Source organism: Paenibacillus xylanexedens (assembly GCF_007676705.1).
In the GTDB taxonomy this organism is placed as follows: domain Bacteria; phylum Bacillota; class Bacilli; order Paenibacillales; family Paenibacillaceae; genus Paenibacillus; species Paenibacillus xylanexedens_C.
Genome location: NZ_VEBF01000002.1, coordinates 867,726 through 887,487 on the forward strand (window position 1 = coordinate 867,726; position 19,762 = coordinate 887,487).

The following is a 19,762-nucleotide window of genomic DNA, read 5'->3' on the forward strand; positions in this document are numbered from 1 at the left end:
GTCCTCCCCTTAAATCTATAGATAGCCGAAGGAGCCCCGGAGATCCCCTGTTCAATCTCGGAAATCTCCGGAATGCTCACAGCTTGCCAATGATATCCGAGATATCATCAAGTTCATCCAACGTGAGATCTGCATCGCTAAAGTCGCTGGGTGTAAATTCCTCGGCTTCACGAGTCAGGCAGTGTACAATCAATCTCTCCAGATTCGAGCCATAGCGGGCTACTTGCTCCATAGCCTCTCTCTCATCCATTCTTGAAGGATCATAGCGAAGGATCAGTTGGAATTTCCCCTGATCGACTACACAGTTCCACTCTTCAAAATGGGACATTCGGTTAAGTGGACTGATCAATTCCCCCATAGGCATGGGTGACATGGCGAACGACTCGCCTTGTGTATTTCCTCCAAATTGCCCCAGATAATTAAAGACAATGTCGGGATCACACGCCGCCCCCTCAAAAGCGCACTCGGTAGTCAGATATTTCAGGATTGAATACCCGGTTCCCTTGCCAGGAATGCCACGAAGCATTTCTTTCGTATGACGCAGCGCTTCACCAAGTTCTTCATGAGTTGTACGGAGAAGCACAGGATAGATCGTGGTAAACCAGCCTACGGTCCTTGTGGTATCCACATGGTCCAGTATGCCTTCTCTACCGTGTCCTTCAAGATCGATAACAATGTCTTTTGCATACGTCATGGAGAGGGCCGTCAACAGAATATCCATAACTTCGGTGTGATACGCACGATGAACTTCAGTCAATAGCTGTCGCGTTCTGTAAGGTTCCAGTTCCAAAGTCACTGTTTTGCTATGCTTGAGTAAACCAGGTTTATCGTGATGATCGCGAAGTTGTAGTGCTTTCTGATTTAGCTTGTCCCAATATGCTTGTTGACGCTTCATCTCTTCCGCTGTGGCTACGTTCTGAAGTTCACGACTCCAGAAGCCATAAGAATCCGTCTTCTCGGGCAACTTCACCGTCTTGTCCCCCATGAGAATAGCCTGATACATGCAGTGGAAATCTTCCAGCAGAATTCGCCACGATACACCGTCAATAATAAGGTGATGCATAGCAATAAGCAGATGGTCACCTTCAGGTGTTCTGAACACACCAAGCTGAATTAAGTCATGTCCCAGGTTCACCCTGGATTGAATCGCTGTCGCAAGACGTTCAAGGTGGGCATGATCCCCGTCAGCTTCCACTTCATGTATTTCCACAGGGAAATCCTTATCCTTGTCTATTGGGGAAACACGCTGTACCACACCATCCGGCTGGATATCGAATCGGATACGTAGCGCATCGTGGTGCTCACAAAGTTTATGGAACACCTCATTTACCGTGTCCGTATCCCACCCTTTTCGGTTGTATAGCATCATGGATTGATTCCAATGATTCATGTTGCTGTACCCCTGTGCAAAGAACCATTGTTGAATTGGAGTGAGAGGGATGTCTCCTTCAATGATGTCTCGCTGCTCTTTCCTCGTTTCCATAGGTTCCAAAAACTCGGCACACTCCGCGATTGTCGGATACAACATCAAATGCTTGACCTGTAGTCTGAGCTGATGACGAGTGAGTCTTGAAGCAATCTGTATGGATTTAATGGAATCCCCTCCGAGGACAAAGTAGTTGTCGTCGATTCCCACACGTTCCACACCCAGTACTTCTGACCAGACTTGGGCCAATATTTGTTCTTCTTGAGTTACCGGTGGACGATAATCCCCTTTTATGATGTTCAGATCCGGTGCCGGGAGAGCACCTCGATCCAGCTTACCGTTACGCGTTACCGGGAGCTTGGCAATCGATATAAAATACGACGGCACCATGTATTCGGGCAAACTCTGCTGAACATACTTTCTGAGCTCTTGTTCTTGGAATCCTTCCGATGAAACGATATAAGCACACAGATAATGTCCTGTATTGTCCTGACGAGGAACAACGACCGCTTCCTGTACGTCAGAATGCTGTATCAGCCTAGACTCAATCTCTCCCGGTTCAATTCGGTGTCCACGAATTTTGACCTGATGATCGATCCGTGTAAGAAATTCTATACAGCCATCAGACATCCAGCGGACTCTGTCCCCTGTCCGGTACATTCGTTGACCGGGACAGAATGGATCTTCCAGAAACTTGTTCAGCGTCAGATCCGGATCCCCAACATATTTCTCTGCTACACCCTCACCGGAAATGTACAGTTCACCGGCTACACCCACAGGTAAAAGATGGCCTTGCGCATTGAGTACATAGGCTTTCGTATTATGAATGGGTCTTCCAATAGGAACCGAACTGTGACCTGCCAGATTACGCCCAACATTATATGTCGTTGCAAAAACAGTTGTTTCGGTCGGACCATACCCATTCGCGATCCGGTCGTCTCCCAGATATTGATGAGCTTGCATGACATGAGATTTGGAAAGTGCCTCTCCTCCAACGAATAATCGATGCACATGTTGCAGACAGGTTACATCATGATCGACCAGCGCATTAAACAGTACACTAGTTACAAAGGCAGATGTGATCCGTTGCCCCTTCATAATTGAGGAAAGCTTGTTGATATCCAGCATGTCCTCTCTGCTGATCAGTACAAGCGTTGCCCCGTTCAATAATGAACCGAAGATCTCATAAGTTGATCCGTCAAAGGCATAGTTGGAGAGCTGTAACATCCGATCCTGTTCACGGATATCGATAAATCCATTATTCATCGCAGTCTTTATGACATTTCGGTGTGTAGTGACCACACCTTTCGGTAATCCGGTCGATCCCGAAGTATACATAATGTACGCTGGCATGGTCGCTTCATCCGATAATGTCGTTGGATTACCATCGTATTGAACAGATAATGTGTTTTTCTCTAATAGAGTTCGTCTGGACTCTTCCAGTGGAACCACGAACCCTTTGAACCCAGGGAGAAGTCTATCCGATGGAGCAACGAGCATTCTTGCATTACAGTGTTCCAGCATGTAGATCATTCTCTCTTGTGGATAGGATGGATCCAGCGGAACATATACGCCTCCTGCTCGCAAGATTCCCAAGATCGACACAATCATGTCAATCGAACGGTCTGCCAACAAGCCGACAGCATCTCCACGGCGTAAGCCGCTCTGCTCAAGATAGCTGGCAAGCTGACAAGCCTTCTGGTGAAGCTCCTGATAGGTTAGCGTCTCCCCATAAAAGTGCAACGCCGTATGATGGGGACGAAGCGACGCTTGGGTTTCAAACAGTTGGCTAATCGTACGATCACGCGGATACTCTGCGTAAGTGTCGTTGAACTGTCCCAGGATCTCCTGCTCTTCCGAAGGAGTGATCAGCCTGATCTCGTCCAGTAATATGTCCGGAGAGGTGGACATTTGTCTTAACACATGCTCATAATGAAGCGCCATATTTTCCATCTGAGAATGCTCGTAAAGGTCTGTCGCATATTCTATGGTCAGTTTAAGAGATTCCTGATTCTCGTGAACTACCCAAGTCATATCGAATTTAGAAGTGTTACTCGTCCAATCCAGAGGTTCAATATGCAACTCTTGCAGTTCTACCGTCCGGGGCTTGGCATCCTGTAGAACAAACATGGTGTCAAATAACGGATTGCGCTCTGGATCTCTTGCGATTTGCAGCTTCTCAATAAGTTCATTCAATGGGTACTCTCCATGTTCATAAGCCAGCAACGTGTCCCTGCGCACATGACCGATCCACTCGTGAATCCGGAGATCACCACACAATTCTTGTCTCAGCGCCAACGTGTTAACGAACATGCCTGCAACGGAAGATATATCCGTATGAGTCCTTCCCGCAAATGGAATGCCCACAACAATATCTTTTTCCCCCGTGTACTTGGACAGAAGAATGTTATACGCTGCCAACATCACCATGAAGAGTGTTGCATCTGTCTGTTGTGCTAACTGTTTCACTGCGCCACTCAGCTGAGGACTCAGTTCAAACGTATGGGAAGAACCTGTGAATTGTCGCCGGCTTGGGCGACGACCCTCTGTGAGGATGTCCAATACGGTGATGTCTTTCTCGTACCGCTTAAGCCAGTAATCTTCACTCGTCAGGTAGGCCGACTTGCTCTTCTGTTCACTCATCCACACTGTGTAATCCCTATATTGAACTGTCATCTCATCAAGAGGATGTCCCTGATAGAGTTGAATAAAATCCTGATACAGAATTCCGGTCGTCACTCCGTCCGAAACAATGTGATGCATGTCCAAGACCAACACATATTCTCTGTCTGAAAGTACACATAACCCTGCTCTCATAAGCGGTGCACATCCCAGATCGAAGGGCCGGACAAATGTGCCAATATACCGAGCCAGCTGTTCATTCCTCTCAAGACCTGCAAGCGTTTCAGGTTCAGTTATAAGTTCCAGTTTCCAATGTATGTCCTTCAGGTCATGAATGTGCTGTCGCAGCTCACCATCAACCATTCTGAAGGAGGTTCTTAGTGATTCATGCCGAAGAATAAGTCCTTTCAGCGCAAGCTCCAGACGGATCACATCGGGTTTCCCTTTCATCCTCAGTACCATGGGCATATTGTAACTTGTCCCGGTATCCTCGAACTGTTCCACCAGATATAATCTCTTCTGTGCCGACGACACCGGATAATCCTCTTGCTCTTTGACGCGCGGAATCCGAGTATGATTCTGCTTATCCCCTTGGTCAATCAAGGAGGCCATCTGTTGCAGCGTTGGAGCATTAAATAAATCAGGCATGCTTAATTTGATAGCCCATTTCTCCTGTACCTTCGCTATGAGAACCATTGCTTTCAGTGAATGCCCGCCCATTTCGAAGAAATGATCTTGCAAGCCCGCTTGTGCGAGGTCCAGAACTTCAGTCCATAATTGTGCCAGTTCCTTCTCCGTATGTGTTGAGGGAGCCACATAATTTGAAGACAGTCTAGCAAGGTCAGGTTTAGGCAGAGCTTTTCGGTCCAGCTTCCCGTTCTGTGTAAGCGGTAGGGATGAGAGCTCGATGAATACGGATGGAATCATATACTCAGGAAGTGTTTCTTTTAAGATTCTTCTCCAGTTCTCAGCTTGATGCTCGTTCTTCGTTTCATTCAAGACAAGTACACTTGCAGGGTCAATTACAACATACGCCGCCAACATGGAATGCCCTTGGTCATCACGATGTGCGGTAACTACAGTTTCGTTGACCTCTTTTAGAGCAAGGATGTGATCCTCGATCTCTGCCAGCTCAATCCGATTTCCACGGATTTTCACTTGCTGATCCAATCTACCCAAATATTCAATGGTGCCATCCTTTAACCATCTTACGAGGTCTCCTGTACGATAGACCCTATCTTCCCCTTCCATGTGCCAGGCCAGAAATCTCTCTTCTGTCAGCTCCGGTTGTCCCAAATATCCGGCAGCCAGACCCTCGCCTCCGATGTACAATTCTCCAGGAACTCCCACAGGTTGGGGTTTGCCCCATGTATTCAATACATAGAGCCTTGTATTATGAATGGCTCGGCCAATGGGAACACGCCCAGTTTCCCTTACTCTCTCATCAATGGAATACGTTGTTGCAAAAACGGTCGTCTCGGTCGGGCCATAACCATTTACAATCCGATGTTCTCCCAGTACATCCAACGCTTTAATCACATGATTCACCGAGGCAGCTTCTCCGCCAATAAACAGTTTCCTCATACCACGCAGGCTGTGTACGTCATAATCAACTACCGTGTTGAACAGGGAAGTTGTCATGAAGAGGCTCGTGATCCTCTCTTTTCTCAATGTGCGTGTAAGATACGACACATCATGAACATGTTGATTAGGCATAAGCACGAGTGTTGCGCCATTAAGAAGTGCTCCAAAAATTTCATATGTGGCGCCATCAAATGCATAATTGGACAACTGTAACATTCGATCCTCTCGCCCAATTTCAATGAATCCGTTATTGATACAGGTTTTCACTACATTGCGGTGACTCGTTACCACACCTTTGGGCATTCCGGTAGATCCCGAGGTATACATGACATAGACAGGCTGCTCTGCTGAATAGGAGATTGGTGTCTGTATCGAACTACCCTCTGCATAAACTTGTGGTTCGAGCAGGGGGATGATTGTTCCCGTGTAGGAATCAAGGGTCTGATACTGCTCCATGATGAGCCACTGTGCTCCGCTGTCCCGTAAAATGTATGTTAGTCGGTCTTCAGGGAATTTGGGATCGAGAGGGACATACGTTCCTCCTGCTTTTAATATCGCCAGGATGGCAATGATCATCTCAGGTTTACGATGTGTTAACAGTCCGACGTAGTCACCAGGCTTAATTCCACGTCGCTTGAGTAATGTCGTCATCCGGTTTACGCGTTCGTTCAGTTGTCCATAAGTCACACTCTCTGTACCGTACAGGAGTGCCTCGTGTTCTGGTTGTTCTGATACCATGGATTCAAATGCATCCGTAACAGTCCAGTCTCTTGGATATTCAGCATCGGTTTTATTAAGCTCTCTAAAATACTTTTTTTCTAGCGGGGTAAGCAGCTCCAGCTCCCGCAGTTTCGTATCCATGCTATTCAATAGTTGTTCCAGCAAATAAACATAATGACGAGTCATTTGTTCGATGGTAACCCGGTCCCATAAATCTGAACTGTATTCAACCTCAGCCACGAGTTCATCCCCATCTTCATGCCATACCCAGGACATATCGAATTTGGCCTGCTGTCCATGCCAGTCCAACTTGCGAACAGATATATCTTGAAGTGTTTTGACGGGAAGCGTCATATCCTGCAGTACAAACAGTGTGTCAAATAACGGGTTTCGGTTCGGCTGAAAAGAAAAATGAAGTTTGTCTAATAGATCACTGAGAGAATACATACCACGTTCATGTACTGCCAGCATATATTTTTTGACATGCTGGATATATTCACCAACCGTCAGATCAGCAGCTGCATTAAGCTTCAAAGGCAGCGTGTTAACAAACATCCCCACAGTAGGCTCCACATCTACATGTTCTCGTCCGGCAATCGGTGCCCCTACGGTTATTTCTTCTTCACCCGTATATTTAGATAACATCAGGCCATACACCGATAAAAGAAGGATGAATGGAGTAGCCCCGTAACCGGCAGCTGCTCTTTTCAATTCCTGTACCTTCTTACTTGGCAAACCAAATGTATAGGATGCCCCCCGGTACGATCTGATGGCAGGACGTACACGATCCATTGGAAGTTCTGCGGAACTCTCAAATTCCGAGTACTGATCCAACCAGAATTGCTGTGCTTCCACATAGGTACGGCTCGTCTGCTGTTTCTGCTTCCACATCACATAATCCTTGTATTGAACACGTATCGGATCAAGTGCCCGTACCTGATAAAGATCAAACAGTTCATCATATATCAGATGAGTAGATACTCCGTCAGACACAATGTGATGTGTATCCAGCGCCAGTACATACCGTTCCCTATCGATTTCAATTACACTTGCCCTGATCAGCGGTGCTTCTGCCAAATCAAACGGCTTAACAAAAGTGGACATCACGCCAGACATTGGATCTGTTTCAGTTCCACCAGATTCCTGGATCGAGGATTCCAATGAATCCATAGTCCACCTTTCAAGCTTCCAATCCACTTCATCTATCGAATGAATACGTTGAATTAATTCGCTATGTTCCATGTTGAATGATGTCCGCAGGGCTTCATGGCGTGCGATGACCCGTCTAAAACATGCTTCCAGACGAGCCGTGTCTAATGCTCCTGAGATTTCAAATAACATCGGCATGTTATAACTTGTTCCACTGTTTTCATATTGCTGGGCATAATAGATCTGTTTCTGAACTGATGTAACAGGATATGATTGCATCACCGGAGCCGGCTCAATGGCTCTATACTGATTCCGAGCGGCCTTCTGAATCCATCCAGCCATGTCCCGAAGAATTGGGGCCTGGAATACATCCAGCAGGGTAAGTCTGACATCAAGTTCCTGGTGAATCTTGCCTACTAGTAACATGGCTTTCAGAGAGTGTCCGCCCAATTCAAAGAAATGATCCTGTATTCCTATCTTCTTAATGCCTAGAACGCTTTCCCATATCTCAATCAAGCTCTGTTGGACCGGATTCTCTGCCGGAACATATTGCTGCCCTCGTACAATTGTCGGCTTCGGAAGCTTCTTCCGATCAATCTTTCCATTCGGAGTAAGCGGTATCTCATTCAAAATGGAAAAGACGGTTGGGACCATATATTCTGGCATTTGTTGCTTGAGTTCCTGCTTCCACATCGTTACCAGTTCTTGAAAGGACTGCTTGGCTTCTCCATCCTGAAGTAAAGTGTACGCACATAGATAGGAGTGACCCTGATCGTCACGATCCGCCATCACTATCGCTTCATGGATACCTGACAGTTTACGCAGGCGTCCCTCTACTTCCCCCAGTTCGATCCGATTGCCTCGAATCTTCACTTGATGGTCAATTCGATCAATGAATTCCAGATTTCCATCCGGCAGCCATTTAACCAAATCTCCAGTCCGATATAGACGTTCTCCCGGAATAACTGGGCTAGCTATAAATTTGTCACGGGTGAGCTCCGGTTGTCCCAAATATCCTTGGGCAAGTCCTTGTCCACCTATATGCAACTCGCCGGGAATACCAACAGGCAATCGCTTGCCTTCATGGTTCAGCACATACACTTTTGTGTTATTCGTTGGCTGACCAATTGGAATGTATTCACCAGAAACGATGGAGTAAAATGTGGCAAATACCGTCGTTTCTGTTGGACCGTATACATGTACAAGTCTATGCTTGCCAAGCAGATCAACGGCCTTTTTGACATGTGTCCCGGATACTTTCTCACCGCCAAAGAGAATTTTCCTAGTCCCGTTCAAGCATGCTGGATCCAGATCTACCAGTGTGTTAAATAGTGCCGTTGTCATGAAAGCGATCGTGATATGTTGTTCGCGAATGGCCTTGGCGAGAGCACTCCCATCCAGCACCTCTTCGCGTTTCAAAAGAACAAGTTCAGCACCGTGTAACAGGGCACCATAGATGTCGAAAGTCGATCCGTCAAAAGCATAATTAGATATCTGTAGCAGGCGGTCCTCAGGGGTGATATCCACGTAACCATTATGAATTACCGTCTTGATCACATTGCGGTGTGTCGTAATTACCCCTTTTGGGGTGCCGGTGGAACCAGAGGTGTACATGACATATAAGGGATCTTCCGGTCCAGGAGACTCGGCATATGCGCTGTTATTCACATTATTTCGTGTGAAAACCGGATTCTGATTGGATTCGTGTGCCCAGACATTTTCATTAAAAATCAGAGCTTCACCTTCATAGTTGGGTATCTGATCAGGATGGTCTGCAATCAACCACCTTGCCTCGCTATCCATTAACATGAATGTCTTCCTGTCCGCTGGAAAGCTCGGATCAATAGGGACGTACGCCCCCCCGCTCTTGACAATGGCGAGCATTGCAACAATGACCTCAATGGAGCGGTCCATGATGAGCCCGACACGTTGCCCAGGCTGAACGCCCTGTGAAATAAGGTATCGTGCAAGACGATTCACGCGATCATTTAACTCCTGATACGTAACACGGTACCCGTCCATCACGACAGCCGGATTCGCGCTACCGAGCTCAACCTGCTGCTCAAACAGCTCAGCTACGGAAACATTTTGAGGATAATCTGCATCGCTGTTATTCCATTCATCTATCTGTGCAATGTCAGATTCGGTTACAAGCTCCAGTTCCCCGATTTTCAGTTCCGGGAAAGCCACGATCTGCTGCAGCAAATGTACATAATGTTGTAACATCCGTTTTACGGTATGTGACTCCCACAGATCCGTTCGATATTCAACCGATAACGTCATATCATCTTCGGAATATGTGCAGACCCATGTCATGTCAAATTTTGATGCATGATGATCCCACTCTGCATACTCGACCTCAAGTCCAGGTATATGCATCTGTGCTGTTGCCGAATCCTGTAACATAAACATCGTGTCGAACAATGGATGTCGACTTGAATCAAACGGCAGTGACAAGCGATCTATCAGGTCTTCCAGTGGATATCGGCCGTATTGATAGGCTGCCAGCGTAATTTCTCTCATCTTCTCCAGATATACGCTTACCGACAGTTCTGCCTTGGGTTCACTTCGAAGTGCCAGCGTGTTGGCGAACATGCCTACCATTTGTTCATGCTGGATGGTATCTCTACATGTGAAAGGAGTGCCCACTATAACATCTTCTGCAGCTGAATATTTGGACAACAAAATCTGATAGGATGCCATCATAAGCATAAATAAGGTCTGTTGATTGGTCATTGCTGCATCTTTTAATTGACTCACGAGAGCAGGCTCTAACGTTAAGTTCACACGACTTCCCTCAAAACGGCGGATCGGCGAGCGTAGATGATCTGTTGGTATTTCAAGAACAGGGACTTCGATTTTGTACAAGGACAACCAGTACTCCTGACTTTTGTTATATGCCTCTTGTTGAAGATATCTCTCCTGTTCCCAGACAGCATAATCCTTGTACTGCACACTCAGGTCAGAAAGGTACTGCCCCTGATATAACCGAACCCAGTCGGATATCAGAATCTCTATCGATCGTCCATCCGAAATAATATGGTGCAGGTCAAGCAGTAGCACATGACACTCCTCGTTAATCCGAAGTAAACCTCTTCGGAACAAAGGAGCTTCTCCCAAATCAAATGGCTGGATGAATTGTTCAGCAAACGACTGGATAGCCGATTCCTCCGTCTCTGCTAATGAAGCTTTTTCGAGGCGCAACGGTTCAAGAGATATCTGATCAGGTCCGTGAATACGCTGCCGCAGCTCACCATGGTGTAACTCGAATGAAGTTCTCAATGCCTCATGTCTCTGAATCAGCATCTGCATTGATCTCTCCAAGGCATTCACATCCAGCTTGCCATTTAACCGAAGCAGGAAAGGCATATTGTAGCTTACACCTGCATTTTCCATTTGCTGAACAATGTACATCCGTTGTTGGATAGAAGACGCCGGGTACGTGTCCCTGTAGGGTACGGGCACAAGTTCTTCTCCAGGGTGGTCTGTCGAGCGTGCTGCCATGATCCACATGGCCATCTCCCGAATCGTAGGCATGATGAATACATCCTGTAGTGAAACCTTTACGCCGGTTTCCTTCTGCACTCTGGCCACAAGCATCATAGCTTTAAGTGAATGTCCTCCAATTTCGAAGAAATGCTCCTCTACTCCGACGCTCTGTATATCCAGAATCTCTTCCCAGATACGTGCTAATTTCTCTTCAAACACATTAGCTGGAGCAACGAAATGGTTGGTCTGTCTTCTCGTGGGCTTGGGAAGTGCCTTCCGGTCGAGCTTACCGTTCAGTGTCATGGGAAAGGCTTCCAGTGTAACGAACGTATTGGGAACCATATATTCAGGCAGGGTCTGCCTCAGCTCTTTTTTCCAGTCCAACACAGGAGTTTTGTTATCACTCGGGACGATATACGCGCATAAATAGGTATGTCCCTGCTCATCCTTCTCTGTCATGACCACAGCATCCTGAATCGATTCAATCCTGGATAGCCTGCTCTCAATTTCGCCAAGTTCAATCCGGTTTCCACGAATTTTCACTTGCTGATCCAATCTTCCCATGTACTCGAGGTTTCCATCCGGGAGCCAGCGAACGAGGTCGCCTGTTCTGTACATTCTTTCTCCAGCAGAACCGATTACAAAACGTTCTTCGGTTAACTCAGCCTGATGCAGGTAACCTTGCGCAAGTCCATCTCCGGAAATATACAACTCGCCAGGTACTCCAACAGGTTGAAGTTGTCCTTTTCGATTCATTACATGAGCCTGGGTATTGTGAACAGGTCTTCCGATGGGAACTGTGTTATAGTCCAGCAAACGTTGATTGACCAGATAAGTCGCTGCAAAAACGGTCGTTTCCGTCGGACCATATCCGTTAGCAATCCGGTCATTCCCCAGAACCTGCAGAGCCTTCTCCACATGCTTTTTGGATCCAGCCTCTCCGCCAAAGAAAAGCCTTCTCACATGTTTCAAACATTGAACATCCCATTCAACAACAGCATTGAACAGTACAGCAGTCATAAAAGCCGAAGTGATTCGTTCACGCTCCAGCGTATCAGCAAGCTCCGACACGTTGAGGACGGTTTCCTTGGGAATCAGCACCAGCGTAGCTCCGTTGAGTAAAGCACCGAATATTTCATATGTTGAACCATCAAATGCATAGTTGGAGAGTTGCAACATCCGGTCCGTTTCATGAATATCCATAAAACCGTTATTGATTACGGTCTTCACAATGTTACGATGTGTCGTTTGTACACCCTTCGGTTTACCTGTAGACCCCGATGTATACATGATATAGGCCACATCTTCAGCGGATCTGTGGCATTTCGTAAACATGTCCACAGCTTGCCGCTCGCCGTCACTCTGAAACTGTTCTTGCTTGAACAGATTGATCTGCTTGCCTTCATAGCCGCTGATGAACAGATCCTTCTCAGCAATAAGTACAGCCACATCACTATCTGCAAGTATGGTACGAATTCGCTCAGTCGGGAACTCCGGATCCAGCGGAATATAGGTACATCCTGCTTTCAAAATGGCGAAAATGGCCGTTATCATTTCTATGGACCGCCTTGAAATAAGTCCAATATTCTGTCCAGGTTCAACACCAGATTCGAGCAACTGAATTGCAAACTGATCAACTTGCATACCGAATTCTCGGTATGATAACTGCTCCTCCCCCATGACAATTGCGGTTCGCTCAGATTGCTGTATGACCTGCTGCTCGAGCAGTTCTACAACGGTTGCCTCATAAGGGTATTCGGCTGTTGTGTCATTGTAAGTTTCGAGTAACGCGTGTTCTTCCTCCGTGATAATATCGGCTGTATCGATCTTCTGTTCAGGTTTGGCAATCAAGCAACCAAGAACCTTCAGATATACGTCAAGCAGCCGATCTGTGAATGCTGTTGGATAAGATGACACCATCTTGACGGACAACTCACCGAGAGTTACTGAAATACTAAAATCAAGGAGAGTGTTTGTTTTCTCATAGCTGTAAGACTTAAATTCAAACATTCCTTTTTCCACAGACTCATACACATGAAAATCAATATAGTTAAAGGCGATATCAAATAGCGGATTTTCTCGGCTGCTTTGCTCCCCAATTGCATTTAGAATCTGAACAAGGGACAACCGGCCATACTTTTTGAGTGCGGCTTGTTTATGATATACATTTTGAGTAATGTCCCCCCAGTTCACCAGAGAGTCAAATTGCATGCGCATAGGAACGGTATTTAGAAAACAGCCCAATATGCGTGCTCCATCCTCATGGACAGGACGTCCATTCTCGACAAGCCCGATCAGGATATCATCCTCATAGGACAACATATATAATGAAGTGACGAATGCAGACAGACACAAGGATTTAACCGTAACACGCTGATTACGTGCCGCTTCTTTTAACTGGGTGTACAGTTCCGATGGAAGGAGAGTCACTGTTGAGTTGGCTACTGAATTGCCATGATGAATCTCGGACTGTTCCGGGAATGCATATTTTCGATAATCCGCCAGTTCTTCACGCCAATACTCCATAATGGACGAATTTCTAGATTGGGCCATCTGATCTATAACATAATCTTTGTAGCTCGTTTTTAACGGATCAGGCACTGACTTCCCCTCCTTTGAGAGCACCGTACAAATTCAGTAATTCCGACATAAAGACGGCAACGCTCCATCCATCCAGAATGGCATGATGAAAGATCCACCCCACATATGACTCCTCCTGGGAGGTGAAAATCACCAGACGCCAGAGCGGAGCTTGCTGGATATCAAATGGCCGCTTCCGGTCAAGCTCCATATAATTCCGAATTTCCTGTTCTATCGATTCGCTGTCCCGACTATCCAGTATGACCTCCTGAATATCAAAATGTATACGTTCACAACTATATTGGACAGGTACGGGAAAATCGGAAATATTGAAACCAGTACGCAGAATGGGATGCCTGATTATGAGTTCATTCATGACTGTTTGAAGATTCAGGGCCTGAATTCGATGCTCATGAATCTGATATATAAACTGATCGTGATATACACCCAGACCTTCATTTTTCATGTAATGGAACACCATTCCCTGCTGAATATCGCTCATGGGATACACGTCTTCCACATTGGAGGGTAACAAGGCTCGTAATGTCGGGTTCGCCAGCCACTCTGTACGCATCTGTAATAACTCCATCTCAATCTCGTTCCGGACGTTATCGGGTGCATGAAGGGAAGCACGATGTCTGGCCAGTTCGCGAATCGTTGGATAATCGTACATATCAGCAATTTGGATATGAAGTCCAAGCTCTCTGTTCATTCGGCTGATCAGTTCAATTACACGAATGGAGTCTCCGCCAAGCTCAAAGTAATCACACTCTACCCCCATATTGCGGTTATCCAACATCTCCTGCCAAATGTTCAGCATCTGCCATTCCAGTTCATGGCTTGGCATAACCAAATCGGTAACATCCATTGGAGTCACACTGTCGCTAGGAGCGGGAAGTGCTCTGATATCGACTTTGTTGCTCAGTGTCATTGGCAAAGCCTTCATTTGAATATAATGAGCAGGCAGCATATACTGCGGCAGATGTTGAGACAGCCTTGTTCGTAAATCTTTGCTCTGCTGAAGTCGTTCAGAGACATAATATGCACAGAGAACGCTCTCTCCTGTGTCACCTTCTCTCACCGTAACAACTGCTTGCTGTATTCCATCTATCTCCAAAAGTCTGGTTTCGATCTCACCAAGCTCGATTCGGAAACCTCTGATCTTCACTTGGTGATCGATCCTTCCCAAATATTCAAGTTCACCGTTCATCTGCCAGCGGGCGAGATCTCCCGTTCGATATAACCGCTGCGAGGGTGCAAAGGGATGGGGAACAAACCGTTCGGCAGTCAGTTCTTCTCGGTTCAGGTATCCCCTAGCCAAGCCTTCACCGCCAACATAAATCTCCCCTTCCACACCGATCGGAACCAATTCCCGCTGTTCATCGAGAATATAAATTTGAAGCGTAGGGATGGGTTTCCCAATGTTGCTTGTTTTGCCTTGGATATCATCCCATTCCATTTCCTTATATGTCACATGTACCGTTGTTTCCGTAATTCCATACATATTAATTAGTTGAGCTTGAGGATATTTCTTCTTCCATTCCAGTAGTTGTATAGGTTGAAGAGCTTCTCCACCGAAGATTACCTTTCGAACAGCCAGCGGTGTATCCAAGTCTGACTGTACTTCCAATTTAGCCATTCGGTAAAAGGCAGTCGGAGTTTGGTTTAAAATGGTGACCTGTTCCTTCTGTAGTAATGATAAGAATTGTGCTGGCTCTCTTGTCACATTCAGAGGAACTATAATCAATCTGGCACCATACAATAACGCTCCATACATCTCCCATACCGAAAAATCAAAACAGAATGAATGGAACAGTGTCCACACATCTTCTTTGGTGAAGTCAAACAAGTTTCGGTCATTAAAAAGCAGCCTGACCACATTGGAATGTTCAATCATGACCCCTTTTGGTTTGCCCGTTGATCCTGATGTGTAGATGATGTATGCCAAATCCGATGGTCGATTCACTTGTTCCGGATTTGTTGCATAGTTGCCCTCTTTCCCATCGTCATCCAGCAGGTCTGGAACAATTGCCTTAATCGACATTTCTTCAGGCAGATACTCCTGCTCTTCCGTAATACAGAATTGCGCTTTGCTATCTTCAAGCATGTATTGAATACGTTCCTTCGGGTACTCGGGATCAATCGGCATATAAGCTCCACCAGCCTTAAGTACGGCAAGAATGCTGATAACCATTCCGGGTGAACGTGAAAACAAAATGCCTACAACCTGATTTGGTTTCACGCCTTGCTGTCGAAGATATAACGCCAAGCGGTTGGCCTTACTATTTAATGATGCATACGTCATCTCCGTATGTTCATAACGCAAGGCAACCCGATCACAGGATCGTTTCGCCTGTGCCTCAAACAAACTGATCAGTGTTGCTTCTCGCGGGTATGTGGTCTTCGTATCATTGAATTGCTCCAGAAGTATACGCCTCTCGGTATCAGGCAATCTATTCAGACTCGACAGCTTAATGCTCAACAACCCCTTCCAGCATGGTGATGTAGAATTGAAGAAGCCTTTCGATGGTTTCCATTCTGTACAAATCCGTGTTGTATTCCATACGCAGCCTAAGAATATCGGACTCTTCATATACATGTAGAATCAAGTCATACTTGGATGTACTTCCTGCTTCAATCATCAACTGCACTGATACGTCCTGAAGCTGATATTGGTGTGTAAATTCATTTTGCAGTGTGAACATGACTTGAAAACCCGGTGTTGATCCCGGTGCCGTATGATACGAAAGGTCAGGTAGCAGCATTTCTATAGGTACTTCCTGATGTTGATAGGCATCCAGGGACATTCCTTTAACTTGTTCCAGCAGATCATCAAACGTCATATCTTCACTAAACTCGACGGGTAAAATAACGGTATTCGCTACAAATCCAATGAGATTCTCCACCTCGGCACGGGTCCTGTTGGACATTACGGTACCAATGGGAATATAGGACTGTCTGCTAAAACGATGGATTAGGTAGCCATACACCGCAAATAAGAGCATAAAGAGCGTAACCCCTGACCGGTTTGCCTTCACTAATGTCCTGGAGGTCAATTGGGAATCTACGATACGTTCGATCGTATTTCCTTTGTACGTTCTGGCCTCAGGATATGGAAAATCACATGGTACCTGTATAATGGGTAATGTTCGATTTAGCTTATTGATCCAGTGCTCTTTTAGTTCCCACAGAGGAGAATCACTGCCCTGCTCCATGGAGGATTGCCACAGCACATAATCCGAGTAGGAGACAGAAAGTGGCGACAACATTCGATGCGAATCTCCCAACTCCGAGTTATATAATTGCACCAATTCGTTGGTGAAAATCTCCACTGACCAGCCATCAGATATAATGTGATGCATGGACACAACCAGAATATGCTTGTCCGGGCTGCAATCAATCAGACACATACGAAGACATGCATCGTTCACAAGGTCAAACCGCAAGTTCGCTTCCCGATCAATCTCCATCCTGATTCCAACATGCCTTTCATTTTCCTGAAGCGAGGTAAGATCTATCCGTCTAATTTCTATTTCAGATCCTAGCTCCTTAACATATTGATAAGGTTCCCCATCTTGAATACCATAGCGAACACGCAAGGCCTCATGCCGCATAATCAGTGCTTGTACAGCATTCTGAAGTCTGTATATATGAAAAACACCGGTAAAGTGAATTGAAAAAGTATTGGTATAAAAGGCGCTCTCTGGAGCAATCATGTGCAGAACCCATTGGCTTTTTTGTTTCAATGTAAGCGGAAGTTTCTCTGTTCGTTGCTGCTGTACCGGGATAGGACTATGACTCTTCAACGGTTCCGCATTCTGCAACTCCTGAAGAATTCCATTGATGGTTGCTTGTCTGAAAAAACGCTGTACCGGAATACGCACCTTATACTCGGAAGCAATCATCGCGAGCAGACGAGTCATGCGAAGGGAGTCCCCGCCAAAAAGGAAAAAATCATCATGCTTGCTCACTTGGGTCAATCCCAAGACCGATAGAAATGCCTTTTCTAGAAATGCATAGTGCTCAGAAGAAGCCAATGCTCCTTCACCTATATGAGGTTGTCTGTACACTTCAATTCGGTCAAGAAGTACATTATGTTCCTTTACATATTCACGTACTTTGGTGTACACCAAAGCCTCATGGCAATGATCCTGCTCTGATGTGTAGTGAATAATGCATAGCTTGCCCTGCTGGATCTGTGCTCCTGCGGAATCCTCTTCTTCAGCCTGTACCCAAGCAGCCTGTTCAACAGAGGTTGCTGCAACCTCTTCTTCCATCATCATCTGAGCCTGCTGACGTTCATGCAGCATACATTCTATTCGATTGAGCGTTTCATCAAATTGGCCATCGAGTAGTAGATCTACAAGTTGTAGCCGCTGGATTTTACCTGTAGGTGTACGAGGGAATTCCCTTTTGCTTACTGGAACAATAAACCTCGGATTCACGCCAAATTGTCTCGATATGTTACCTCTCATCTCCTGAATGACAAACAGATTTAATCCTTCATCATCATTCCAAGGTGTATAAAATAACAACAGCTGATCATTGCCAGACTCTCCACCAGATATTCCTGCTGCTGCCACGTAGTCAGCATCAACACCGTATACTTGCTTCATCACGGCTTCAATCTCATAGTTGTATAGATTTTTGCCGTTCATGATCAGCACATCTTTTTCTCTGCCTGTTAATGTCAACATTCCACCTTTAATAAAACCGAGATCCCCTGATTCGAACCACCCATCGTTCGTCAATACGTTGTTAGTCGCTTCCTTGTTCTTGAAGTATTCCGTTATAATTGAATCTCCCTTGAGTTGAACTCTCCCTACATGAGCTTCGGGAAGCGGAACATTGCGATCATTTACTATACGCAGACTTATTCCGGGAATCACCTCTCCAATCTCGACAAAGGCTATTGTTTCGTCCGTATTGGGGGAGTCTGCAAAGATCAATTCGCTATCCAACGACCCCTTAACAACATGCTGAATTCCACCTGTCTCGGAATGATCAAACGTTCTGCTGAAGCAGAGACTGCCCGAAAACTCAGTCATGCCATATGCAGGAACAACGCTATCAGCTCTAAGCCCAAACGGAACTAATTGATGAAGGAATTCTTTGCCTGTCCGAGCCGAGATCGGCTGACCTACATTCAATATGGTTCGAATAGATGACAAGTCCCATGGCCTGGCATGGACGGCTTCATGCCGATTTATCTGTGCATAGGCAAAATTAGGAGCCCAGGTGAATGTGACTTGATGTTCCTCTATATCTTCCAGCCACGAAGTGGGGGAATCCAAAAAACGCTCAACAGAACTTAGCACTTGCTCACTGCCCAACACAACTCCGAGGATATGATTGGTTAACAATCCACCAGCATGATAGAGCGGCATCCAATTCAAGGTAATCTCTTCAGAAGTCAGGCCCAGATGTTGTTTGATACCTATAATATTTGCAAGGATCTGGTGATTCTGATATCGGATACACTTCGGAGTACCTGTTGTCCCTGATGTAAAAAGGGTAAGGACAGGGGCATGGGGCTCACTACTGTGCCTTTCCTGGGAACAGTTATGCCGCAGCAGCTCATTTACCGAAATTACCGCTTCTTCACGTTTGCCCTCACCTTCTAAAGTACCCGCGGAATCTCCTACAATGAGTGGACAATTCAATAACTTCCACACCTGTTTCAGCTTGTGATGATCCACGTGATCGGCTGGCAAATGAAGAGCTGGCTTCAGTGGTGCTGGGTTCATACCGCCAAGTATACAAGCCCAGAGTGCAGCTACTAAGTGATCTATGCGTTCAATTTGCAAAATGACAGATTCCCCTGGCCGGACACCTTGTTGAATCAGTCCTTGAAGGATGCGTTCAGCATCCTGAGACAATTCCATATAATCTGATATTCGGACTTCCCCATTTTCTTTCTTATAATGCAATTTCTTCTTTGGATGATTCCTGACAGTCAGATCAAAAGCCTCAGCGAGTGTCTTAGGATGTCCTGAACAATCAAGTGGTTTGCCTATCAGAATTGCTGGCTCCCCAGCCGAAAGAGTTGGTTGTGAATCCCACAACTTCGGTCGCTGACCATATTGGAAATGTTCCTGCGTCTTCAATACGCTGGAAGCAGTCGGTTGTATCCAATGTTCATCCCAAGCCCCGGAAGAGGTCATTGCTCGCATGGATATTGAAAGCTGTTGG

Annotated in this window: 3 protein-coding genes; all 3 read right to left on the minus strand. The window is 46.0% G+C overall.

The window, feature by feature from the left end; genetic code table 11:
* Positions 1-76: 76 nt before the first annotated feature.
* The 3 genes from FS628_RS13865 to FS628_RS13875 are packed head-to-tail and all read right to left on the minus strand — an operon-like array spanning position 77 to position 19,743.
* On the minus strand, positions 77-13,591 hold the full coding sequence (locus tag FS628_RS13865) for a non-ribosomal peptide synthetase (protein ID WP_145322715.1): 13,515 nt from the start codon (positions 13,589-13,591) through the stop codon (positions 77-79).
* On the minus strand, positions 13,584-16,052 hold the full coding sequence (locus FS628_RS13870) for a non-ribosomal peptide synthetase (RefSeq protein ID WP_186327815.1): 2,469 nt from the start codon (positions 16,050-16,052) through the stop codon (positions 13,584-13,586). The genes FS628_RS13865 and FS628_RS13870 overlap by 8 nt, the downstream gene beginning before the upstream one ends.
* Entirely contained in the window at positions 16,042-19,743 is a 3,702-nt protein-coding gene (locus FS628_RS13875) for a condensation domain-containing protein (protein WP_222125233.1), read from the minus strand. Before FS628_RS13875 ends, FS628_RS13870 begins: the two co-directional genes overlap by 11 nt.
* Between the last annotated feature and the right edge of the window lie 19 nt (positions 19,744-19,762).

Excerpts from the sequence above, each read along its gene's own strand:
- FS628_RS13875 (WP_222125233.1), bottom strand. The coding sequence starts at position 19,743 with ATGCGAGCAATGACCTCTTCCGGGGCTTGGGATGAACATTGGATACAA.